The sequence below is a fragment of the Tardiphaga sp. 619_E2_N8_4 genome (assembly GCF_051810905.1).
GTDB classification, from domain to species: Bacteria; Pseudomonadota; Alphaproteobacteria; order Rhizobiales; family Xanthobacteraceae; genus Tardiphaga; species Tardiphaga robiniae.
Genome location: NZ_JBPWQJ010000001.1, coordinates 2,650,487 through 2,673,452, shown reverse-complemented (window position 1 = coordinate 2,673,452; position 22,966 = coordinate 2,650,487). Strand labels below are relative to the sequence as shown.

22 protein-coding genes are annotated in these 22,966 nt (G+C 62.2%); 13 read left to right on the top strand and 9 right to left on the bottom strand.

The window, feature by feature from the left end:
- Positions 1–15: 15 nt before the first annotated feature.
- The 4 genes from AB8A23_RS12770 (at position 16) to AB8A23_RS12755 (ending at position 4,579) form a co-directional block, all read left to right on the top strand.
- Positions 16–1,560: an acyl-CoA synthetase gene (locus tag AB8A23_RS12770; RefSeq protein ID WP_439059545.1), complete on the top strand. Its 1,545-nt coding sequence runs from the start codon at positions 16–18 to the stop codon at positions 1,558–1,560.
- Between the two features lie 126 nt (positions 1,561–1,686).
- Positions 1,687–1,938, top strand: coding sequence for a helix-turn-helix domain-containing protein (locus AB8A23_RS12765; protein WP_089265478.1), 252 nt, complete (start codon positions 1,687–1,689; stop codon positions 1,936–1,938).
- The gene (locus AB8A23_RS12760; protein ID WP_439059546.1) at positions 1,938–3,263 is read left to right on the top strand and encodes a type II toxin-antitoxin system HipA family toxin; all 1,326 of its coding nucleotides are present in this window, start codon (positions 1,938–1,940) and stop codon (positions 3,261–3,263) included. The genes AB8A23_RS12765 and AB8A23_RS12760 overlap by 1 nt, the downstream gene beginning before the upstream one ends.
- Complete coding sequence (locus AB8A23_RS12755) at positions 3,260–4,579, top strand: cobyrinate a,c-diamide synthase (RefSeq protein ID WP_439059547.1); 1,320 nt, start codon at positions 3,260–3,262, stop codon at positions 4,577–4,579. The genes AB8A23_RS12760 and AB8A23_RS12755 overlap by 4 nt, the downstream gene beginning before the upstream one ends.
- 5 nt (positions 4,580–4,584) lie before the next feature.
- Here the strand turns inward: AB8A23_RS12755 and AB8A23_RS12750 are convergent, their stop codons facing one another.
- Positions 4,585–5,430, bottom strand: coding sequence for a DUF1194 domain-containing protein (locus AB8A23_RS12750; RefSeq protein WP_092145074.1), 846 nt, complete (start codon positions 5,428–5,430; stop codon positions 4,585–4,587).
- 220 nt (positions 5,431–5,650) lie between these two features.
- Between AB8A23_RS12750 and AB8A23_RS12745 the strand changes: the two genes are divergently transcribed.
- The 3 genes from AB8A23_RS12745 to AB8A23_RS12735 all read left to right on the top strand — a co-directional run bounded on the left by AB8A23_RS12745 (position 5,651) and on the right by AB8A23_RS12735 (position 8,170).
- Positions 5,651–6,967: a tetratricopeptide repeat protein gene (locus tag AB8A23_RS12745; protein ID WP_439059548.1), complete on the top strand. Its 1,317-nt coding sequence runs from the start codon at positions 5,651–5,653 to the stop codon at positions 6,965–6,967.
- A gap of 45 nt (positions 6,968–7,012) precedes the next feature.
- A complete protein-coding gene (clpS, locus tag AB8A23_RS12740) occupies positions 7,013–7,324 on the top strand; it encodes an ATP-dependent Clp protease adapter ClpS (RefSeq protein WP_120291842.1) in 312 nt (103 codons plus the stop codon).
- 90 nt (positions 7,325–7,414) lie between these two features.
- Complete coding sequence (locus AB8A23_RS12735; protein WP_439059549.1) at positions 7,415–8,170, top strand: hypothetical protein; 756 nt, start codon at positions 7,415–7,417, stop codon at positions 8,168–8,170.
- 2 nt (positions 8,171–8,172) lie between these two features.
- On the opposite strand, the gene AB8A23_RS12730 is transcribed toward AB8A23_RS12735, so the two are convergent.
- The 4 genes from AB8A23_RS12730 to fabI all read right to left on the bottom strand — a co-directional run bounded on the left by AB8A23_RS12730 (position 8,173) and on the right by fabI (position 12,008).
- Complete coding sequence (locus AB8A23_RS12730; protein WP_175368409.1) at positions 8,173–9,363, bottom strand: adenylate/guanylate cyclase domain-containing protein; 1,191 nt, start codon at positions 9,361–9,363, stop codon at positions 8,173–8,175.
- Positions 9,364–9,414: 51 nt separating this feature from the next.
- The gene (aroC, locus tag AB8A23_RS12725; protein ID WP_092145082.1) at positions 9,415–10,500 is read right to left on the bottom strand and encodes a chorismate synthase; all 1,086 of its coding nucleotides are present in this window, start codon (positions 10,498–10,500) and stop codon (positions 9,415–9,417) included.
- A gap of 75 nt (positions 10,501–10,575) precedes the next feature.
- A complete protein-coding gene (locus AB8A23_RS12720; RefSeq protein ID WP_439059550.1) occupies positions 10,576–11,175 on the bottom strand; it encodes a histidine phosphatase family protein in 600 nt (199 codons plus the stop codon).
- A gap of 11 nt (positions 11,176–11,186) precedes the next feature.
- Positions 11,187–12,008: an enoyl-ACP reductase FabI gene (fabI, locus tag AB8A23_RS12715; protein ID WP_093756866.1), complete on the bottom strand. Its 822-nt coding sequence runs from the start codon at positions 12,006–12,008 to the stop codon at positions 11,187–11,189.
- A gap of 225 nt (positions 12,009–12,233) precedes the next feature.
- Between fabI and AB8A23_RS12710 the strand changes: the two genes are divergently transcribed.
- The gene (locus AB8A23_RS12710; protein WP_089265487.1) at positions 12,234–12,722 is read left to right on the top strand and encodes an RNA polymerase sigma factor; all 489 of its coding nucleotides are present in this window, start codon (positions 12,234–12,236) and stop codon (positions 12,720–12,722) included.
- 18 nt (positions 12,723–12,740) lie between these two features.
- Positions 12,741–13,514, top strand: a complete 774-nt coding sequence (locus AB8A23_RS12705; protein WP_439059551.1) for an anti-sigma factor family protein — start codon at positions 12,741–12,743, stop codon at positions 13,512–13,514.
- A 25-nt stretch (positions 13,515–13,539) separates the two neighbouring features.
- Here AB8A23_RS12705 and AB8A23_RS12700 read toward each other — a convergent pair whose 3' ends face one another.
- On the bottom strand, positions 13,540–14,517 hold the full coding sequence (locus tag AB8A23_RS12700; RefSeq protein WP_231079672.1) for a DnaJ C-terminal domain-containing protein: 978 nt from the start codon (positions 14,515–14,517) through the stop codon (positions 13,540–13,542).
- 140 nt (positions 14,518–14,657) lie between these two features.
- Positions 14,658–15,071 (bottom strand): RT0821/Lpp0805 family surface protein, encoded by a 414-nt coding sequence (locus tag AB8A23_RS12695; RefSeq protein ID WP_089265490.1) that lies wholly within the window; start codon positions 15,069–15,071, stop codon positions 14,658–14,660.
- A gap of 122 nt (positions 15,072–15,193) precedes the next feature.
- On the opposite strand from AB8A23_RS12695, the gene pdxH reads away from it, so the two are divergent.
- Both pdxH and AB8A23_RS12685 read left to right on the top strand, forming a co-directional pair.
- Positions 15,194–15,844: a pyridoxamine 5'-phosphate oxidase gene (gene pdxH, locus AB8A23_RS12690; protein ID WP_175368250.1), complete on the top strand. Its 651-nt coding sequence runs from the start codon at positions 15,194–15,196 to the stop codon at positions 15,842–15,844.
- A gap of 65 nt (positions 15,845–15,909) precedes the next feature.
- Entirely contained in the window at positions 15,910–16,629 is a 720-nt protein-coding gene (locus AB8A23_RS12685) for an SDR family NAD(P)-dependent oxidoreductase (RefSeq protein ID WP_089265492.1), read from the top strand.
- Positions 16,630–17,734: 1,105 nt separating this feature from the next.
- Here AB8A23_RS12685 and AB8A23_RS12680 read toward each other — a convergent pair.
- Positions 17,735–18,715 (bottom strand): magnesium transporter CorA family protein, encoded by a 981-nt coding sequence (locus tag AB8A23_RS12680; RefSeq protein ID WP_309948501.1) that lies wholly within the window; start codon positions 18,713–18,715, stop codon positions 17,735–17,737.
- A gap of 430 nt (positions 18,716–19,145) precedes the next feature.
- Between AB8A23_RS12680 and AB8A23_RS12675 the strand changes: the two genes are divergently transcribed.
- On the top strand, positions 19,146–19,832 hold the full coding sequence (locus tag AB8A23_RS12675) for a L,D-transpeptidase (protein WP_068734945.1): 687 nt from the start codon (positions 19,146–19,148) through the stop codon (positions 19,830–19,832).
- Positions 19,833–20,101: 269 nt separating this feature from the next.
- Here the strand turns inward: AB8A23_RS12675 and AB8A23_RS12670 are convergent, their stop codons facing one another.
- Entirely contained in the window at positions 20,102–21,190 is a 1,089-nt protein-coding gene (locus AB8A23_RS12670) for an extensin family protein (protein WP_439059552.1), read from the bottom strand.
- 88 nt (positions 21,191–21,278) lie between these two features.
- Between AB8A23_RS12670 and AB8A23_RS12665 the strand changes: the two genes are divergently transcribed.
- Positions 21,279–22,907 carry a fatty-acid--CoA ligase gene (locus AB8A23_RS12665; RefSeq protein ID WP_439059553.1) on the top strand — a complete coding sequence of 543 codons (1,629 nt, stop codon included), beginning with the start codon at positions 21,279–21,281 and terminating at the stop codon, positions 22,905–22,907.
- The last annotated feature ends 59 nt before the right edge of the window (positions 22,908–22,966 follow it).

The window sequence follows — 22,966 nt, the reverse complement described above, 5'->3', positions numbered from 1 at the left end:
ACCAAGGAATTCTCCATGACGCATCCGTCGATTCACGCGAAGACCAATCCCGACAAGATTGCCTACCGCATGGCCGGCTCCGGCCAGGCGCTCAGCTATCGCGAACTCGACGAACGCTCGAACCGCGGCGCGCAGTTGTTCCGCTCGCTGGGCTTGAAGGCCGGCGATCACATCGCGCTCTTGATGGAGAATCGCCTCGACTTCATGGAGATCTGCTGGGCGGCCCAGCGCAGCGGGCTGTATTACACGGCGATCAGCCGCTACCTCACGCAGGACGAAATCGCCTATATCGTGAAAGACTGCGGCGCACGGGTCGTCATCACTTCCGAAAAATGCGCCGATGTGGTTGCGCCGCTGATTACCAGCGCCGCGGAGCCGATGTTCTATATCGTCGACGGTTCGCGCACCGGTTTCCGCGACTGGAATAGTGCCCTCGCCACTCAGCCCGCCACGCCGATTGCCGACGAGGTTGCCGGCTACGACATGCTGTATTCGTCGGGCACGACGGGCCGCCCCAAGGGCATCAAGCGCGCCTCGGAGAACAATCCGATCGACGTGCCCAATCCGTTCCTGAAGCTGCTCTGCGCGAACATGTGCGGCATGACATCGGACTCGATCTATCTGTCACCGGCGCCGCTGTATCACGCGGCTCCATTACGTTTTAACATGATGGCGATCACGCTCGGCGGCACGTCGGTGATCATGGAGCATTTCGACGCCGAGGAATTCCTCAAGCTTGTCGAAAAGTACAAGATCACCCAGTCGCAGCTGGTGCCGACCATGTTCGTGCGCATGCTGAAGCTGCCGGATGAAATCCGTTTGAAATACAATGTCTCTTCATTGAACGGCGCGATCCATGCCGCAGCCCCCTGCCCCGTCGACGTCAAGGCGCGGATGATCGACTGGTGGGGACCGATCCTGATCGAATATTACGCCGGCTCCGAAGGCAACGGCGTCACCGTGTCGAACTCGCAGCAGTGGCTGTCGCATCGCGGGACCGTCGGCAAGGCTGTGGTCGGCAGCGTCAAGATCGTCAATGAAGAAGACCAGGAAGCGCCGACCGGCGAAATCGGCACGGTGTATTTCGCCGATACGCCGCAGTTCAGCTATCACAACGATCCCGAGAAGACGAAGCGCGCCTATAACGCGCGCGGCTGGTCCACCCTCGGCGATGTCGGCTATCTCGATGACGAAGGCTTCCTCTACCTCACCGACCGCAAGTCCTACATGATCATTTCCGGCGGTGTGAACATCTATCCGCAGGAGACCGAGGACATTCTCATCACCCATCCGGACATCGCCGATGTTGCGGTGTTCGGCGTGCCGAACGAGGAGATGGGCGAAGAGGTCAAGGCCGTGGTGCAGCCGCACGACATGAGCCGCGCCGGCAAGGCGCTGGAGGCCGAATTGATCTTGTACTGCCGCAAGCATCTGTCCCCGATCAAATGCCCCAAGAGCATCGACTTCGAGGCCGAACTGCCACGCACGCCGACCGGCAAACTGGTGAAGCGCCATTTGCGGGACAAGTACTGGCCGAAGAAAGAAAGAGCGACAGTGTGAGGCGGCTTATACGCGATCGCGTATATATCTTTTTTATACGCATTCGCGTATAAAATTTAAATATACGCATTCGCGTATATTGTATTTTTATACGCGACCGCGTATAAACTTCATGGGAGATTTTCCATGGACCAGATCGCACGCAACGAAAAACAGCTCGGCGCCATTTTGCGGCGGGTGAGAAAGCAAGCTGACCTTACACAAACGGAACTCGGCCAGAAGCTGCATCTGCGGCAGGGAACGGTTTCCCGTTTGGAAGCCGGCGAACCCGCCGTCCAACTCAATACGCTGATGGCGGCTCTCGCCGCGCTCAATCTCGAACTGGTTGTGCGATCTCGTACGACCACCGAGGCCGCCGACATCGAAAGCATTTTCTGATGGCGCGTTCGCCGAAGCACGTTCCACTGAACGTGTTCGTCAACGGCAGGCTCGTCGGTGCGCTCCGGCGCGAGGCAACTGGTGCCGTCAACTTCCGCTATGCGCGCGACTGGCTGGATTGGGATTCGACCTTTCCCATCTCGCTATCCCTTCCACTGCGCGAAGATCAGTACGTCGGCGCGGCGGTCCTCAATGTCTTCGACAATCTGCTGCCGGACGGCGACGCAATCCGCAAGCGCGTCGCCGAACGTGTCGGCGCCGAAGGCACCGACACCTACAGCATGCTCGCCGCCCTCGGCCACGACTGCGTCGGCGCGTTGCAATTTCTTCCGGACGAACACACACCCGACCCGGCCGGCAAAGTGGACGGCCATCCTGTCGATGCTGGCGATATCGCAGACATCCTGAACAACCTCGTTTCTGCCCCGCTCGGGCTCGGCGAGGATAAGGACTTCCGCATTTCTATCGCCGGAGCCCAGGAGAAAACGGCGCTGCTGAAGCGAGACGGCCGATGGTACAAACCAATTGGCACGACGGCGACCACCCATATCCTGAAGCCGCAGATCGGCCGGCTCCCAAACGGCGTCGATCTATCGGACAGTGTCGAGAACGAGTATTTCTGCCTTAGACTTCTGTCAGCGCTCGGCATCCCGTCAGCCCATACGGAAATCGCCGATTTCGGCGGGCGGCGAACGCTGGTGGTCGAACGCTTCGACCGGCTCTGGACGCGCGACAAGCGCCTGCTGCGCCTGCCTCAGGAGGACTGCCTGCAATCGCTGTCCATAGCCTCGACGCGAAAATATCAGTCCGACGGCGGCCCCGGTACGACGGAGATCTTCGGCCTGCTCAAGGGCAGCGACACCGTCGAAGCAGACCTTTCGCATTTCCTGCGCGCCATCATCGTGTTCTGGCTGATCGGCGCCACCGACGGCCATGCCAAGAATTTCAGCATCTTCCTCAATCCAGGTGGACGCTTCCGCATGACCCCGCTCTACGATGTGCTGAGCGCACAGCCGAGCCTCGACAATGGGCAGGTCACGAGGAAAAACTTCAAGCTGGCGATGTCGATCGGCAAGAGCCGTCACTACGGGGTCGAGGAGGTCATGCCGCGGCACTTCGTCCAATCCGCTGCGATGGCGGGCATCGGTGCCAGTCTCGTGCGCTCCACTTTCGAGGATATCGTCGCAAACACGATGACGAAGGCAGAGCAGGCGATTGATGACTTGCCTCCAGATTTCCCCGAACAGTTGGTTGCATCGATCTCGGAAGCGATGACACATCGCATCACGATGATCGAGAAAAGCCTCAGCCAGGTTCCATCATGACCGCTGGCCTGCTGATCTCCGCAGCACGTTCCGGCGCAGGCAAGACCACGGTTACGCTCGGCCTGCTCGCCGCGCTCGGGCGGCGCGGCATGGTACTGCGCGCGGCCAAGGCCGGGCCAGATTATATCGACCCTGCCTTTCACGCGGTCGCCACCGGCACGCCTTGCATCAATCTCGATAGCTGGACGATGCCGCCGCCCCTGCTGCAGGCGCTGATGGCTGGCGTCAGCGATGCCTCCGATCTGCTGGTGGTCGAAGGCGTCATGGGCCTGTTCGACGGCGTGCCCGGCGTCGCCGACCGCGACGGCAGCAGTGCCAGTATCGCCGCGCGCTTCAATCTACCGGTGCTGCTGGTGCTCGACGTGACCGCGCAATCGCAATCCGCCGCCGCCATGGTGCGCGGCTTTGCCAGTCATCGTCCTGACGTGCACGTCGCCGGCGTGATCCTGAACCGCGTCGGCAGCGATCGCCACCGCCGCCTTATCACGGACGCCATCGCGCCGCTCGGCATCCCCGTCGTCGGTGCCATTCCGCGGGATGCCGCGCTGGCGCTGCCGGAGCGCCATCTCGGCCTCATCCAGGCCGGCGAACACGGCGACCTCACTGCGCGAATCTCCGTGCTCGCCGACATGGCGGAAAAGCATCTCGATCTCGATGCCATCATCGCGCTGACCGCCCCCATCGAGCGGCTGCCCACGCTCAATGCCACGCCAGCATTGCCACCGCCGGGTCAGCGCATTGCATTGGCCGCTGATGCTGCCTTCACCTTCATCTATCCGCACCTGATTGACGGCTGGCGCAATGCCGGCGCGGAGGTCGTCCGCTTCTCACCGCTGGCCAATGAAGCTCCGCCGGATGATTGTGATGCATGCTGGTTGCCAGGCGGCTATCCCGAACTTCACGTGGCAACGCTTGCCTCGGCGCAAAATTTCCGCGACGGGCTGGTGCGCTTCGCACAGACACGTTCGGTCCATGGCGAGTGCGGCGGCTATATGGTGCTCGGCGAAAGTCTGGAGGATGCCGACGGCAACCGGCATACGATGACGGGGCTGCTCAGCCACACGACGAGTTTCCACAAGCGGCGCTTGCATCTCGGCTATCGCGAGGCGCAATTGCTATCCGACAGTCCTATCGGACCAAAGGGATCGCTCATCCGTGGCCACGAATTCCATTACGCGTCACTGATTGATCCGGGCAGCGACGACCCGCTGGTCGATCTCCGCAACGCGCAGGCCGAACCCATGGCAGAACGCGGCGGACGGCGCGGCCATGTCACCGGCACGTTTTTCCACGCGATTGCGCGGGTCGATGGCTAACGGAACTAACGCCCCCAGCGATCCTGCCAGATCTTCTCGCCGATCAGGCAATTGACGCGCGGCTCCTTCGTCGTGTTGGCGACGGGAATCGCGCGCGGCTCGGGCATCAATCCTGCGACTTCCAACACCAGTTTGGTGCGGATCGCTTCCTTGAACTTGTCGCGCTCCTTGATCGGCACCACGAAGGAACCCGCGCCGCCGATCACGCAGTCCTCGTAATAGAGATCGAGGTTTTCGATATCCATGGTCGAGTAGGACAGTTCCTTGGCCATGATCGGCAGGCCGTTGATGACGATACCTTTCGCGACTGCCTCGTCGCGCGCGACCGTCACCGGTCCTCCATTGTTGTTCGGCCCATCGCCCGAAATATCGATGACCCGGCGCAGACCGTGCAGCGCATTTTCATCGAACAGCGGCATTGCGTAGTAGATCGCGCCCGAGATCGACGTCCGCGACGCCCGGCGAATCGGTGTCTTCATGATTTCGGATGCCACCGCGTCGGCGGATTCAGGACCATCGATGACACGCCAGGGAATGATCAGCTTCTGGTCTGACGATGCCGCCCACTCGAAATAAGTGACCGCGATCTTGCCTGTCGGGCCGCTTTTGAGCGCGGTAAGAAATTCCTTGGAGACGATGGCCTGGGCATAGCCTTCGCGCTGGATCGCCAACTCGTCCATATCCATCGAATAGGAAACGTCGACCGCCAGCACCAGTTCGACATCGACTACGGGGTCCTGCTTGCTCTGGGCAAACTGCGCTTTCGGGCCCGTCGCCGCCATGCTCGCGACGTCGCCGCCGGCCATCGCTCCCGCGACGAGTACCGCTCCAATCGAGACACACCAGCGCATAGCGGCCCTCCCGTTGAGAATCGAATGGTGACATGCAAATGACGAGCCGCAAAGCAGGAACCTGCAGGCATGTTCACAATCCGGTCATGGCGGCTCTGCTGCTGCGGCAGAGTTAACGGGCGCCTGCCCCCGGATTTGAACGGTTTGCACGTTCGCGCGACAAAGCTAGCGCAGGATGTCGCCAACGCCACATCCACCATTGCCGACCGGAATGGCCGACATGAGTGCCGCCTTGAATGCGCCGATGAACGGTGGCCGCCAGCCCGCAGCGCGGCGCCCAATCGTGTGGGCCGTACTGCTCGCTTGCATCGGCGCAGCGATCGCTTTGTTCGTTTCAGCACCTGCCGAACAGCGCAAGACAGGGGCCGCCGAACACGATGAACCTATTCAGCCGTTCGGCGCCAACGCAGCCAACGAATGCCGCCGTCTTTTGCGGAACGCCACCGAATACCTCCCCGAGCAACAAGAGAAGCTGCGTTACCGGATGCGCCAGGCCGCCTGCAGCGAAGCATTCGCTGCAGCTCCGGACGATGTCCGCAACAAGGTGGCCTTCGCTCAATCGCTGCCGCATGAACGGCGCGCCGAGGCGGTCGCACTGTTGCGCGAGGCCGCAGCCCGGAACGATAGCGAGGCAAATTACGCAATCTATGAGTCGCACAATTCATGGGACTATCATCTTGATCGCCCGCAACTGATTGCGCGCGACGAGGCACAGCACGCGCTGATCAAGGCAGCCGAACTGGACAACCCGTCAGCGGTAAACAGGCTCGCCATCCTCTATGGCCGTGGCGGCATCGTGAAGCGGGCCCCCTCGGCCGAACGATACTGGACCGAGCGCGCGCTTCGGTTGCCGCTGCCGGAGAACGTCACCCGTGCGGACCAGCAGATCAGGCTTGCCCGGCTTCTCGCGCGATCCCCGCAGCCGGACGAGCAGACCCTCGGCCGGGATTTACTCGCACGTCTCGCCCAAGGCGGCTCGTTTGGCGCCAAGGCGGCGCTGGCTGAAGCCACGCGTCCCAACGATCCCGTGCGCGCCCGCAAACTATTTGAAGAGGCTGCGCGCGATCATCTGGGAGGCGATACCGAGCTGGCGCAGATGCTGCTCGATGGCGAAGGCGGCCCGGCCGATCCGAAGCGCGCATTATCGATCTTGCAAAGCCAGCGCCATCAAGCGAGCGCGAGTGGCCTGCTCGGCGAGCTTTATCTCGATGGAAAGCTGGTGCCACGCGACGTGTCAAAGGGGATCGACTTGCTGATCACTGCCGGGGTTTGGGATTACGACTCCCGGCTAAAGGCCCTGCGGCTGCTGGCCGGCCATCCGCAGGTTCAGATCTCTTCGCTCAACATCGTTCTGTATGAGGCAATTCAGGCTGCGGAACTTGGCGAGCCTGACGCACTTACCGCATTGGTCGATCTCAAACTATCGCAGAACCCGCAGTTTCGCGACGTCCCCGGAGCCTGTAAACTGAAACCAATGGCCGTGCAGCGCGGCGATCAGGATGCCGTGCAACGCCTCAAGGATTGCCCGGCCGAGTGATCATCGTCGCGTCGCCGCCACAGAGCGCGATCCGGATGAGTGTGCATGCCCGAGAGTGTCACCGCCCCGCAGACCAAGACTAAGACCAAGCCGAAGGTCGAGCGGCCGAAATTGTACAAGGTTATCCTCGTCAATGATGACTTCACGCCGCGGGAGTTTGTCGTGCGGGTGCTGAAGGCGGAATTTCGCATGTCCGAGGATCAAGCCGCCAAGGTAATGATGACGGCGCATCAACGCGGCGTCTGCGTCGTCGCCGTGTTCACCCGTGACGTCGCCGAGACCAAGGCGACCCGCGCGACAGATGCCGGCCGCGCCAAGGGCTATCCGCTTCTGTTCACGACCGAGCCAGAAGAATAGGACGTGGCGCTTCTGCTTTGGCCCTCAAGACGATAAAAATTTAACGATCGGCTCAATCCGAGGTTGGGCGGCATGTGGCAAGCTCGCCAGATGTCGATTGCACTCCGCAAGCAATATGTATCCCGGCCGGAATTGTCGTTCGGGCCTTTGCGCTTCATCGAATGCCTGCCTTGGCTCGTGCTGGCAGCGGGAATGCGCGTGATCGCGTTCAGCGGTGGCGTTATCGCCTTGCCGGCCATCTTCGTCGCCACGGTTGCCGTTCTTCTCGCGTTTCTGGTGACCGCACGGCGGTCGATCGAGCTTGCCGACGGCGAGACCCATCTCGGAGCGATGACGTTCGAGGATGAATTCCGACTATCGCTGCGCATTCTGGTGCGTATCGGCGCGCTGATGCTTATAGCGAGCATGATCTCTGTATCGCTCGGGATCTCGCCGCTGGACCTGAACTTCATGGGCGGCATCGATGGCATGGCGTTCGATCAGCCGACGGCGGCCGGAAAGATCTGGAATGCCTCCATCGCCACGCTGATCTTGCTGATGATCGTCGGCGTCGAACGCCATGACAACAGGGTTCGTTTCTTCGCGGCTTGCCGTGAATTCGCCAGGCGAAGCGCGTGGCTCGGCGTGGGCCTTCTGGTCCTGACCGCCGCCTATTTCGGCCTCGGTTTTGTCCAGGGTCTCGTTCGCAACGCGATTGCGATCTACGGGCAGGCGCCGACGACGAACACCTTCATCCGAAACCTGATCTTCTTCGTCTTTATCTTCAGCTTCGCGATGCTGCGGCTTTGGGTGACCCTGATGATCCTGACCGCGGCCCTCAAGCAATCCCATCTGCGCGGCGACTGACCTCAGCCGGCGACCGCGGTTTCATCGCCCAATCCATAGACCTGCTCGGCCTTGGCGAAGCCAGCGATGGGAAATTCACCGAGATCGGCCCAGTCGGCGTCTGTCGCACCAGCAAAAGCGGTCGACGCGACCACTGTACGATGCAGCCTGCCCGCGATCTTCTCCAGACGCGCGGCGAGGTTCACCGCCGGGCCGATACAGGTGAAGTCGAGCCGGTTGCCGCCGCCGATATTGCCGTAAAGTACCTTGCCGACATGCAGTGCCAGACCGAAGCGAAAGCGCTCTTCGGCACCTGCCGCATCCGACCAGCGCAGCGCTTCAACGGCAGCGCTGGCTTCACGCGCAGCCTCCAGCGCATGACCGCAAACCATCGAACGATCCGTATCATCCTCAGCAATGGGAAACACGGCCAGCAGGCCATCGCCCATGAATTTGAGCACTTCGCCGCCATGCTTGAGGATCGCAGGCACCTGACAATCGAAGTAAAGGTTGAGAATCTCGACGACGCTTTCCGGCGGCAATCGATCCGACAGCGCCGTAAAGCCGCGCAGATCCGACAACCAGATCGCTGCGCGCATGGTCTCGGTGTGGCCCCGTCGGATCTGACCACCGAGAATACGTCCGCCAGCGCGATTGCCCACATAGGTATCGAGCAGTGTCACAGTCACTCGTCGTATGCCGATGACCTCGATCAACCGCGCCAATGTCGGCAGCACCGTTTTCAAGGCAGCAAGCTGCTCGTCCGTAAAACCGCCAGGCTGCTTCGTGGTCCAGCTTGATGCGTGGAGCATGTTGTCGACGAAGGTGAGCGGGATCGCGATGTAGTCGGTAACGCCTTCGGCGCGCATATCGTCGAAAAAAGGAAAGGGTGTGGTTGATGGCTCATGAAGTCGGCTGCGAACCTCGACACCTTCACGGAAGACCAGCGCAAGCGGACTGCTGAGGAATTCAGGCGCCTCCTGAATGTCGAAATCAACCGAGCTGAGGACCACCCCGGTCTCCGGACGCCAGATGAAATTTCGGCCGAAGATTTCCGGGTGCAGGGTGCGGATGAAGATGCCGACGCGGTATAGCGGCAGCCCCGCAGCGACAAGCCGTTCGCAACATTCCGCCATCATGCGCGATGGCGTCGGCGCGGATCGCGCACCGTCACTGAGCCAGTCGATGATCTCTCTGAGCTTGTCGGGCAACACGGCTGGCACTTTCAAACTCGCGCGAACGCGGGCTTCGGTCAGTCACTTACTCTAGCCGACCTGTCCGCGATGCCGAATGAAATGATCGGCGAGCACACAAGCGGCCATGGCTTCCGCCACCGGCACGGCGCGGATGCCGACGCAGGGATCATGACGACCCTTGGTCAGGATGTCCGTATCGGCGCCATTGCGATCGACGGTCTTGCGCGGCGACAGGATCGACGAAGTCGGCTTCACTGCAAAACGTGCCACGACCGGCTGGCCTGTGGAAATGCCGCCGAGGATGCCGCCAGCATGGTTTGAGAGAAATGACGGGCCGTGATTGGTCATGCGCATCTCGTCGGCATTGTCCTCGCCGGACAATTCCGCAGCACCGAAACCGTCGCCGATCTCGACGCCCTTCACCGCATTGATGCTCATCAGGGCCGCTGCCAGATCGCCATCGAGCTTGGCGTAAATGGGCGCGCCCAACCCGGCCGGCACGCCGTCGGCGACCACCTCGATCACCGCGCCTATCGACGAGCCGGATTTGCGGATGCCGTCGAGATAACCTTCGAAGAACGCAGCCTTGTCCTTGTCCGGGCAGAAGAACGGATTGCGCGCAACCTCATCCCAGTCCCAGTTGCCGCGGTCGATCTTGTGCGGTCCCATCTGCACCAGCGCCGCACGCACCGTCATGCCCGGTACGATCTTGCGCGCAATGGCGCCAGCGGCGACGCGCGTTGCGGTCTCGCGGGCCGACGAGCGACCGCCGCCGCGATAGTCGCGCAACCCGTATTTGGCCTCATAGGTGAAGTCGGCGTGACCCGGCCGAAACTTGTCCTTGATGTCCGAATAGTCCTTCGAGCGCTGGTCGGTGTTCTCGATCAAGAGCGCGATCGGCGTCCCCGTCGTGACCTGCACACCGGTTTCCGGATGCGCCATGACCCCGGACAGGATCTTGACCGCATCGGCCTCCTGGCGCTGCGTGGTGAAGCGCGACTGGCCGGGACGGCGGCGATCGAGATCGGCCTGGATCTCGGCAACATCCAGCGGAATCAGCGGCGGACAGCCATCGACCACGCAGCCAATCGCCACCCCGTGGCTCTCGCCAAAGGTCGTGACGCGGAACATGTGGCCGAAGGTGTTGTGGGACATGGGGCGCTCGCTGCTTGAGCAGATGTCGTAACGCGGGCCGTCCGAGGGGTCAAATCGCCCGGTCAGCCGAAATGCTTAACTAAACTTGTCCATCCCGTCGGCGTTGAACACGTAGACCGCGCCCTGCTGGATCGGCAGCTCACTGACGCCGTCCGGAGTCTCAAGGCCCAGTGCCACCATCAGAGCGCGTGCCGTGCCGCCATGCGCCACCGCGACAGTATCGCCCGTCAGGCCGTCAACCCATTCGCGCATCCGGAGTTGCACCTCAGCGTAGCTCTCGCCGCCCGGCGCCGGCAGGCTCCATTTGTCGCGCAAGCGCGCCGCAAAGATCTCGGGATGTGCGGCTTCCTGCTCCGCCAGCGTGAATCCTTCCCAGTGGCCGAAGCCGATCTCACGCAGACGATCGTCGAGGCCGTAGTCGTCATGCGGCAGATCCAGCTTGCCGCGCACCAGTTCCATGGTGTTGCGCGCGCGGCCGAGCGGACTGGAGACGAAGGCGACACCGCCGCTGGTGCGCCCGTCCCGTGCCAGCAGGTCTTTCAGCACGGTGCCGGCATGTGCTGCCTGCTCCCGACCAAGATCGTTGAGCGGAATGTCCTTCGAGCCCTGAAAGCGACCGGCGGCGTTCCATTCGGTCTGGCCGTGGCGAATATAATAGATCGTTGGTTTCGGCATGGACTAAGCGATCAGTCCTTGCCGCCCATCGAGATATCCGGCGCATCCGGCACCTTGGTGCCGAGCACGTGATAGCCAGCATCGACGTGATGCACTTCGCCGGTGACGCCAGAGGACAGGTCAGACAGGAAATACATCGAGCTCTGGCCGACTTCGTCGATCGAGACGTTCTTGCGCAGCGGCGCATTGACCTCGTTATATTTCAGCAGATAGCGGGAGTCGGCAATCCCTGCGAAGGCCAGCGTCTTGATCGGGCCGGCGGAGATCGCATTGACGCGGATGCCCTTCTCGCCCAGGTCAGCCGCCAGATAGCGCACGCTGGCTTCGAGCGCGGCCTTGGCGACGCCCATCACGTTGTAGTTCGGCATCCACTTTTCGGCGCCGTAATAAGTCAGCGTGATGATCGAACCACCGTCAGTCATTAGTTTCTCGGCGCGCTGCGCAACCGCGGTCAGCGAATAGCAGGAGATCAGCATGCTCTTGCTGAAGTTCTCCGCCGTGGTGTCGACATAGCGGCCCTCGAGCTCGTTCTTGTCGGAAAACGCAATGGCATGGACGACGAAGTCGATCTTGCCCCACTTCGCCTTGAGCTCGTCGAACACCGCATCGATGGTCGCGGCATCCGTGACGTCGCAATGACCAAGCACGAGCGCGCCCAGTTCCGCCGCCAGCGGCTCCACGCGCTTCTTCAGCGCATCGCCCTGATAGGTCAGCGCAATCTCCGCGCCCTGCGCCTGGCACGCCTTGGCGATGCCCCAGGCGATGGAGCGGTTGTTGGCGACGCCGAGAATAACGCCGCGCTTGCCCTTCATCAGGCCTGAAACTTCACTCATATCACATCCTATTTGCTTGGCTGATAACTTGGCAGTCCATGCCGATCTAGCCTTGGGGGTACACCAGCACTTGCGTCCGGTACAGCCCAAAAGCCCGGTTATGTGGCTGTTTACCGTCCGGGCTTAACGCCGGAATAGACGGTCCGCCAAGGTGTTATGATAGATGCGGCGCAATTGCGGACCGCCCAAGATACCGTCAGGATTGCAACGGATGGCACGAGCCCCATGAGCGCCTTTCGCGAGAGCGTTGAGAGCATGATTCCGGCGCTGCGCCGTTATGCGCGGGCGCTGGCGCGTGACACCGACATCGCAGACGACCTGGTTCAGGACACGCTGGTGCGCGCGCTGCGCTCAGAGAAGTTGTTCATCGGTGGCGATCTCAGAAGCTGGCTCTATACGATCCTAACCAATCTGAACCGCAACCGCCGCCGGTCGCTGGCACGCAAACCAGTCTTCACCGAGCTGTTCGACAACAATCCGGATGCCAGCGGGACCGAAGCCGAAGGGCGCGACATCTCGCGCGCCCTTGCCGCCCTCGTCGAAGAGCAGCGCTCGGTGCTGCTGCTCGTGATGCTCGAAGGCCTGAGCTACCGCGAAGTCGCCGACATTCAGGGCGTGCCGATCGGCACCGTGATGTCGCGCCTCGCGCGCGCCCGCGCCCATGTCAAAGCCTATCTCGACGGCGAGCGCCCGGCGCTGCGCGCGGTCAAATGATTTAAAGGGAAGATGATAATGACCGGACCGAACATTCCCGTGACCGAAGACGAATTGCACGCCTTCGTCGACAATGAATTGCCGGCTGAGCGCCGCGCCGATGTCGAGGCCTGGCTCGCGACACATCCTGACGATGCCGAGCGCGTCGCATCATGGCGCGCAATGGCCGAGTTGCTGCATGCCCGCTACGATGCGATTGCCGACGAAGCCGTGCCGCAGCGGCTGGAAATCGAGCGACTGGTTCAGCAGCCGCGGCGCTGGATCTACGGCGCCGTCGCGGCAACGCTTGCCGCCTTCATTGCAGGTGGCAGCGCGGGCTGGGTCGCACGCGGCGCAGCGACCACGCCGTCGATATTCCGGAGTTTCACGGTGGACGCGCTCGGTGCGCACCGGACCTATGTGGTCGAAGTCCGTCATCCGGTCGAAGTCGCAGCCAATGAACGTGCACACCTGCAGCAGTGGCTGTCGAAGCGCGTCGGCTACGAGATCAAGGCGCCCGAACTCGATGCGGCCGGATTGAAGCTGGTCGGCGGACGCTTGCTGCCCGGCCCCGAAGCGCCAGCGGCCTTCTTCATGTATGAGAGCCCGTCGGGCGAGCGCTACACGCTCTACACATCGCGTGCGGCGAAAGCCGACGCCACCCAGATGCGCTATGCCGCGCAGGACAAGGACGGCGCCATGTTCTGGGCTGACAAGGGCGTCGGCTATGTCGTGTCAGGCCCCACCGACAAGGACCGGCTCAACCAGGTCGCGCGCCAGATCTACGATCAAACGGAGAAGGTGGGGGGATGAGACAGCGAGCTGATCGCTGCTCGCCTCACCCCAGATCGCTGCGCGGATGATACGGGTGCCCGTCGCGCCACTTTTCCATCAGGGCTTCCAGCTCGGCATCGTTGCCATCCGGCAGCATGATCCTGGTGGTGAAGTAGAGATCGCCCGCGGCGCCGCCGGCCAGCGGCAGGCCCTTGCCCTTCAGGCGAAACACCCGTCCGCTCGAGGTGTTCTTCGGAATTGAAAGCTCCACGGCACCGGTGAGTGTCGGCGCGCGCACCTTGGCCCCCAGCACGGCTTCGTACAGCGTGATCGGCAGATCGACGCGCAGGTCGTTGCCATCCACCTTGAAGTGGGCGTGGGGAGCGATGGTGACGGTGATCATCAGATCGCCGGGACGATGTCCTGGCGCGCTTTCACCCTGCCCGCGGAGCCGGATCTGCTGGCCCGACGTGACGCCGGCCGGTATCTTGACGTTCAATTCCTTGCCGGATGGCAGACGTACGCGCTTCTCGGCACCCTTCACGGATTCTTCCAGCGTCACCGTCATGGCGACGTTCAGATCCAGATCGGGCATCCCGCCGGCATAGCCACCGGTATCGAACTCAAAGCCCTGCGCGCCCGGCCGCGCGCCGCGCGGGCTGGCGCCGCCGAACATGCTGTTGAGGATATCCTCGAAACCGCCACCGGCGGCACCGCCGGGAAAGCCCTGCTGCGCACCGGGACCGCCGCGGAAAGCATGCTCGAAGCCGCGCTGCGACGCGCCGGCGCGGCCGCCGCCCGGAAATCCCTGGAAGCGTGCTTTACCCTCGGCATCGATCTCGCCGCGGTCGAACTGCTTGCGCTTGTCCTCGTCGCCGATGATCTCGTTGGCCGCATTCAATTCCGAAAACCGGTCGGCGGCTTTCGGATCGTCCTTGTTGCTGTCGGGATGATGCTTCTTGGCGAGCTTGCGATAGGCACTCTTGATCGCCGCAGCGCTGGCGCCCCGCTGCACCCCCAAGACCTCATAGGGGTCGCGCATCCGTCGTCTCTCCTTCAGGTAACTAAAAGGCGGGCAATCGGCCCGCATGTTGGGTTTGCGGGCCAGGGCCCGCCTGCTTCTTCATCTGGTGACTTCGTGTCATTTTTGCAACTCGGCCGCAAGCGGCCCGCCGGTGAAAACTAGCTCCGTTTCCACGGCTTCAGCGTATGCACGTCCCAGCTGCCGCGGTCACCCTTACAGGCCGCACCTTGCATCCAGCTTTCGCTGGTGCCGTTGACATAGCTGGCCAGAAAATCCCTGCAGGTGCGACCTTCCGCGACATAGGCACTGGACAGAGGCGTTACCGATCCGCGCGCGCCGGTCGACGGGTTTTCCCAGGGCTGGCTGGAATCCTTGCTGCCCTTGGTAAGGACATCGGAGGCCGCAGTGCGCGTCAGGACAAGATCGGCTTCGGTGGGCTCGTAATTGGTGGCCTGGACGGATGCCGGCGAAATCGAACCGGTGACATCGCCGCCCTCCATCCTGGCCAGCGCGGACTCGTTTCGGCCCATACTGCAACCACCGAGGGTGCTGCCGATAAGAATTGCTGTCAAAGCCGCACCGAGCGGGCAGATGGCCGATAGGCCAATGCGTTGCCGTATCCTATATAGGTCTTGCCTATGCAGGGGCAGCAGCGAGCTCTCTACAACAGGCCAACGCAAGCGGAACTCCGGACATGACCGACACGACCTCCCCCATCAAAGACTCAACTCCGTTAACGTCAGGTGATTTTACGGCCGCTGCGGAACCATTTGCGCTGTTTTCCGAGTGGTTTACCGAGGCGAAGGCGTCCGAGCCCAACGATCCGAACGCGATGGCGCTGGCCACCGTCGACGCCGACGGCCTGCCGGATGTCCGCATGGTGCTGATGAAGGGCTACGACACCGACGGCTTCGTGTTCTACAGCCACATCGCCAGCCAGAAGGGTCAGGAGCTCGCCGCCAATCCCAAGGCAGCGCTATTGTTTCACTGGAAGTCGCTGCGCCGGCAGGTCCGCATTCGCGGTCCCGTCACCCGCGTGACCGATGCCGAGGCCGACGAGTATTTCTCGACCCGCCCGAAACAGGCCCAGATCGGCGCCTGGGCGAGCAAGCAGTCGCAGCCGCTGGAAAGCCGCTTTGCCTTCGAACAGGCCATCGCCAAGGAAGGCGCAAAGCACCTGATCGGCGCCGTTCCGCGTCCGCCAGGCTGGAGCGGATGGCGCATCACGCCACAGCGGTTCGAATTCTGGCACGACCGCCCGTATCGCCTGCACGACCGCATCGAATTCCGCCGCGACACCGCGGCACCAGATACGTCCTGGACCAAGGTGAGACTGTATCCGTGAACGCCGACAACGAGACGAGAACCAGACCCGTGAGCCATCCAGGATCGAACGCGCCCAAGCGCACCATGCTGCTCACCGGCGCAAGCCGCGGCATCGGTCATGCCACCGTGATGCGCTTTTCAAGCGCCGGCTGGCGTGTGCTGACCTGTTCGCGGCATCCGTTTCCGGAAGTCTGCCCATGGGATGCCGGCCCCGAAGATCACATCCAGGTCGACCTCGCCGACCATGACGACACCGTCCGCGCCATCGACGACATCAAGGAACGGCTGAACGGCGGCGCGCTGCATGCGCTGGTGAACAATGCCGCCATCTCGCCGAAGGCCGAAGGTGGCGCGCGCATGGGCTCGATCGATACTGACGTCGCGACCTGGAGCCATGTCTTCAACGTCAACTTCTTCGCACCGATCATGATGGCCCGCGGGCTGATCGAGCAGTTGAAGGCTGCGAAGGGCTCAGTGGTGAATGTCACCTCGATCGCCGGCTCGCGCGTGCATCCGTTTGCCGGTGCGGCCTATGCCACATCGAAAGCGGCGCTGGCGTCGCTGACCCGCGAAATGGCGTCGGATTTCGGCCGCCTCGGCATCCGCGTCAACGCCATCGCGCCGGGCGAGATCGACACCTCGATCCTCTCGCCGGGCACGCAGACCATCGTCGATCAGCAGATCCCGCTGCATCGGCTCGGCACGCCCGACGAAGTCGCCAAGATCATCTATGTGCTGTGTACGGAAACGAGTTCATACGTGAACGGCGCCGAGATCCACATCAATGGCGGCCAGCACGTCTGATCAGCGGTAACGGGTGGGGAATAGTCATGCTGAGGACCGCGCCATTCTGGCGCTCCTCGAAAAGCGCAGGATTTTCTAGTCCGCGTAAAATTTCCGCGGCATCGGCGCAGCCGCGCTGATCCCCGCGCTGGAACAATCGTCTTCGGATTCGCCGTCCATCAACCCGGCACCACAATGCCGGCAGGTACGCACGGACATCGCCTGCGCCCGACCGTTGGCCATGCGCGCCTGTTGATAGGACCTGAGATCGACGACGTTCCGTCCCGATGTTTCTGTTTTGTCAACCATTGCTGTCCTCATCGCTTCTGACAGCGTTATGACAGCAACCATTAGCGCAACCGTTCAGCGGAACGCTCGAATTTTACCGGATAAATTGTGGCGGGAATCGCGCGAAGCCTATGATCATTGGGCTTTTCGAACACGCATCATGAATGCGTTTTGATAGTTGGAAAAAGATTCAGACACCCGCGCCTTTATGATCCCGCGAGCGCATGCTCGGGGTTGTCTAAGCGGTGTCCCCTCCTGAAACATGAGGGGTGGCAGCGCGCCTGACGACGCGAAATGGTGGTAATTTTCGCGATCCGCTCCGCCGGAACGCCGGCAAGCTGCAACCGCGCAACGCCATCCGGCGCGCCACCGCGGCGATTTCTGTCCCCGGGACCGTTCTTCCGGGCAAAGGCGCAGAGCTCCGCACTCCGCTGATCCCGACGGTTTCCCGCCGTTCACCAATGCCACGTCCAGCCAGCATGAGTGGCAGACCCCCGTAGTGGGGCCGGACGGTGACCCAAGGCCTCCCGAGTGCGCGGGGTACGTCACCCCACACCCGCAGGCGCCGCATCCCTGTCCCACTTCAAGACGCCTCATGAAGCGCCCCTCGCGAACCGGATGAGCGGAGGATAATCCTTATAGGCATATTGTCAAGAGATGCAGGAAAAATGTTTGGGCGCTGCTATCCCTCATTTGTCATTCCGGGGCGCGCCCTTGCGCGAACCCGGAATCCATAACCACGATCGAACTTATGGATTCCGGGCCTGCACCCCACCGGCTTCGCCGGCGTGACGCATCCCGGAATGACAAATGAGAGGTTAGTGCCGCCCTACGTGCCCTACAGCCACTTCTTCCACTTGAAGAACATATAAGGCAGCACCGCGGCGAACAGCATCATGATCAGCGCCATGGGGTAACCGACGTCCCATTGCAGTTCCGGCATCGCCTTGAAATTCATGCCGTAGACCGAGGCGATCAATGTCGGCGGCATCAGCACGACGGCCATGACCGAGAACAGCTTGATGATGTTGTTCTGTTCGAGATTGACGACACCGAGCATCGCATCGAGCGTGAAGGTGATCTTGTTCGACAGATAGGAGGCGTGATCGGTCAGCGACACCACGTCGCGCTGCATGGTCTTGAGCTGCGCGCGCATGTCCTTCGACCACTTCACGCCTTCAGCTTCCGCCGTGATGAAGGTGACGACGCGGCCGATCGAGACGAGGCTTTCACGCACTTTCGAGGTCAGGTCGCCCTTGCGACCGATGGTGATGAGAATTTCGGAATAACGCTTGGCATGGCCGGTCCGCAGCGACTCATCCGGCTCGAAGATGTCGTGACTGACCTGATCGACATCGGCGCCGACGCGTTCGAGAATGTCGGCGCAGCGATCGATCACCGCGTCGAGCAGTTCGAGCAGGGTGGTTTCGCCATTGGCGCCGGCGGGCGCATTGCGGCCAAGCTTCAGTTCGACGGACGCGAACGGACGCGGTGTATCGTAGCGCACCGTCACCAGCCGTTGCCGGGTGAGGATGAACGTTACCGCCGTGATCCGCGGCGACTCCGTGTCGGAGCCGCACATCAAGCTCGCGGTCATATAGCGGGCGCCGTTCTCGATATAGAGACGGCTGGAGATTTCGATCTCCTGCATGTCTTCACGGGTCGGGATTTCGATCCCCGCCAGCTTCTCCACCGCCTTGTCCTCGGCCGGCGACGGCTTCACCATGTCGATCCACACCGCATTATCCGGCAACGCCTCGAGATCGGTCGGCTCGGATTTCCTCAAGGCGTGGTCGGCAGGGGTGAAGACAGCGAGCATGGCAACTCCGGAAGATTGAAAAGGCGGGAAACTGCAATACGGACGATCCGGGCAAAATCGGCAGGGGCGACCGACCATGACCGACGCGGATGCAGCCGTCATGACAGCCTTTGTGCGGCGCGCCAACCCGGGGAATTTTTCCCGTAAGATCACGCGCTCCATGGTCTCGATTTAACAAAATTGTCACGCCCGCATCACGGCTTCGCGAGGCGTTGCGGTTCTGCACAGGATTTGGCCGGAGGGTCGAAAATTCTGCGGCAAATATGACACAGGTTGTGCGCTGCATGATGCGCAGCGCATCTAACCGCTGGAATTGCAGCGGATTTCAGCGATAGTAGCTTTAACGGAATCGTGGCGTTCGCAGGCTATTTTGGGTGCGTTTCCTTGCACCAGCCTGTTTCTTCGGACCTCACGCAATTGGAACAATGACATGTCGCCGCTCAAGATTAAGCTTGGTTTGATTGTCGCCGCCGGCCTGATGCTGTCGGGCTGCATGCAGACCGCCACGCAATTCCAGGCCGCTCCGGAAGCCAGCCTCAAGCCGAATGACAAGGCACAACTCGCCAAGGCACGTTACGCCAAGGTTGCCGTCGCCGAGCCGTTCCGCCGCGCCATCGTCGACTTCCACCGCAAGGAAGCGCCGGGCTCGATCGTGGTCGATTCCGACAACCACTATCTCTATTTCGTCCAGGACGGCGGCAAGGCGATCCGCTATGGCGTGACCGTCGGCGAAGAAGCGCTGGCCTTCTCGGGCGTCGCGCGCGTCGGCAACATGGCCGAATGGCCGAAGTGGACCCCGACCAAGGACATTCACGCCCGCATCGAAGGCCTGCCGGCCCAGGTGCCCGGCGGCGTCGATAATCCGCTCGGTGCCCGCGCCCTCTATCTCTATCAGGGCAACAAGGACACGCTGTTCCGCATTCACGGCACCAATCAGCCGGAATATATCGGCGCCTCGATCTCGTCGGGCTGCATCCGCATGACCAACGAAGACGTCATCGACCTCTATAGCCGCGTCAAGCCCGGCGCTGTGGTCGTCGTGCTCGAGCCGAAGGCCGGCGACTCGCCGTATAATTCCAAGTTGGCCCTGCAGGGCGGCGGCGGAACGCCATACTGAGCTGACAGAGTTTTATCTGATTAGAAAAAGCGCCGGTTTTGCCGGCGGTTTTTTGTTGGGTGGATTATCGGGTTGCCCGGCGATTACCCCCAAACACCGGTGTCATCCCCGCGAAGGCGGGGATCCATACACTCCCGAGAACTGACGAAGCACGGCAGATGCGGCACCGTGACCACCCCCACTACACCCGATAGCGGTTATGGATCCCCGCCTTCGCGGGGATGACCATCGATAGATTACTCAGCCTCACAAGTGGACTTCCTGTCCCCTCACCGCAAAAAGCTGAACGGCGAAGGTGGCGGCGCGCGGCGCTTCTTCGGCTTGGGTTTTGGCTTCGGCTTGGGCTGTTCCGGCGCGGGCTCGGCTTCGGCAGCTTCCGGTTCGGGCTCCGCGGCTGGCTGAGCCGCAACAGGCTCTGCGGGCTTCGCCGCCTCCGACGTCTTCTCGCCCGGCTTGCCCTCGGCCACTTCGCGCGGCGGTGCTTCGTCCGGACGCACGGCCGGCATCAGCGGTGCGATGCGCGGCCACTCGTCCCAGACCTCCCACTGGCAGATCCGGTAGTTGCCGCGCCGCTCGGCGATATCGAGATGGATATGATCCTCGTGGTAGCCGTCGGAGCCCGGCCCCAGCACGGTGGTGAACCGCGTACAGACCGAATGCAGCACGGCCTCGCGCTGCTCGCGCGGCGTGTTGCGCTCGGTGAGCGCGATCGAGCGGCCGTTGGCGAGTTTCAGCCCGCGCACATCCAGCGCATTGGCGCGGCCATGCTCTGACAGTTTCGCCCCGACGACCCGGTTGCGACCACGGCAATCGAAGGAGTCGAAATTATCGAGCTCAAGAAGCTTGGTGCCGAGGCTGGTCGCGAGCGGTGCCATGTCGGCGCGGATCCATTCGGCCACCGCCGTTGCCATGGCGCAGCGCATAGTTCCCGCCGGCTTCAGCGGCACGCGCGTCTTGTCCGGCAGCACGACCGCTTCCAGCCGCACCATGTCGGGTCCGCCGCAGGCGCCCGGCCCCTTGATGTCGGGAATACTCGGCGCAACAGCGATGGCATCCGTGAGCGCCAAGCGGCAGGCTGAAGGCGGCGGCGGCTCCGGCGGACGCGCTTCCGCAGCAGGCTTCTCAGGCTCAGCGGGTTGCTCCGATCTCGCAGGCTCCTCACCGGGCTTTTGCGCCGGCTCGATCGCCGGCGCTTCTGCCGGGCGGGGCTTTGGCAGCGGCACACGCGATGTCGTCAGATAGGCCTGCGCCGGCGCGGCAACCAGCAGCAACGCCAGAACCACCCCAATTGTCCTTTGGTCGCAGCCGGATAGGCCAAAAGTCCATTTCCGGGCCGCTTTCCCCGCGCTAAACTTCATGCCAAGACCTAAAGCAAGAACAGGGTCGAAGTTCCCCGGCAACGATCGGGGAGCCGGCACGCCAATCACAAGACGGAGGAACGATCAAATGCGTGGCTTGATGCAAGACTGGCCTTTGCTGTGTCATCGGATCATCGATCATGCGGCCCAAGTCCACGGCGAGCGCGAGGTCGTGACCAGATCAGTCGAAGGTCCCATCCACCGCACCAATTACGCCGAAATTCGTACCCGTGCCCTGAAGGTCGCACAGCGTCTCGACCGCGAGGGCATCAAGATGGGCGACCGCGTCGCCACCATCGCGTGGAACACGTGGCGGCACCTGGAAACGTGGTACGGCATCATGGGCATCGGCGCCATCTGCCACACCGTCAATCCACGTCTATTCCCGGATCAGATCGCGTGGATCATCAACCATGCGCAAGATCGTATCGTGATGACCGACCTCACCTTCGTCCCGATCCTCGAGAAACTCGCCGACCAGCTGCCATCAGTCGAGCGCTACATCGTCTACACCGACAAGGCGCACATGCCGCAGACCACGCTGAAAAACGCCGTGGCCTATGAGGACTGGATCGCTGAGGTCGACGGCAACTTCAAATGGAAGGAGTTCGACGAGAACACCGCAGCGGCGATGTGCTACACGTCGGGAACAACAGGCGATCCAAAGGGCGTGCTGTACTCGCACCGCTCCAACGTGATGCACGCGCTGATGGCCAATACCGGTGACTCGCTCGGCGCCAATGCCGCCGACACCATGCTGCCGGTGGTCCCGCTGTTCCATGCCAATAGCTGGGGCATCGCGTTCTCCGCGCCGTCGATGGGCACCAAGCTCGTGCTGCCAGGCGCCAAGATGGACGGCGCCTCGATCTACGAATTGCTCTCGACCGAGAGGGTGACGCATACCGCGGGCGTGCCGACAGTGTGGCTGATGCTGCTCAACTACATGTCGCAGAACAATCTGAAACTGCCTGACCTGCGCATGGTGGTGTGCGGCGGCTCGGCAATGCCGCGTTCGATGATCAAGGCCTTCGTCGATATGGGCATCGGCGCGCGCCATGCCTGGGGCATGACCGAAATGAGCCCGATCGGCACGCTGGCCGCGTTGAAGCCACCATTCGACCAGCTCGAAGGCGACGAGCGGCTGGATATCCTGCAGACCCAGGGCTATCCGCCGTTCGGCGTCCAGATGAAGATCACCGACGACGCCGGCAAGAACCTGCCATGGGACGGCAAGACCTTCGGCCGTCTCAAGGTGCGCGGACCTTCGGTGTCGCGCGCCTATTTCCGCGTCGAGGACGAAATCCTCGACGAGGAAGGCTATTTCGACACCGGCGACGTCGCGACCATCGACGCGCATGGCTATATGCGGATCACCGACCGCTCCAAGGACGTCATCAAGTCCGGCGGCGAATGGATCTCGTCGATCGATCTGGAAAATCTCGCCGTCGGTCATCCGCAGGTGGCGGAAGCCGCCGTCATCGGCGTCTATCATCCGAAGTGGGACGAGCGCCCGCTGCTCATCGTGCAGCTCAAGCAGGACCAGACTGCCACGCGCGAAGACATCCTGAAATACATGGATGGCAAGATCGCCAAGTGGTGGATGCCGGATGATGTCGTGTTCGTCGATGCGATCCCGCACACGGCCACCGGCAAGATCCTGAAGACCGCCCTGCGCGATCAGTTCAAGACGTATAGCCTGCCGACGGCGGCGGCGTAGCTGACAAGAGCGACAGCGTTCCTAACCTCTCCCCGCCCTTCGCGGGGAGAGGTCGACCG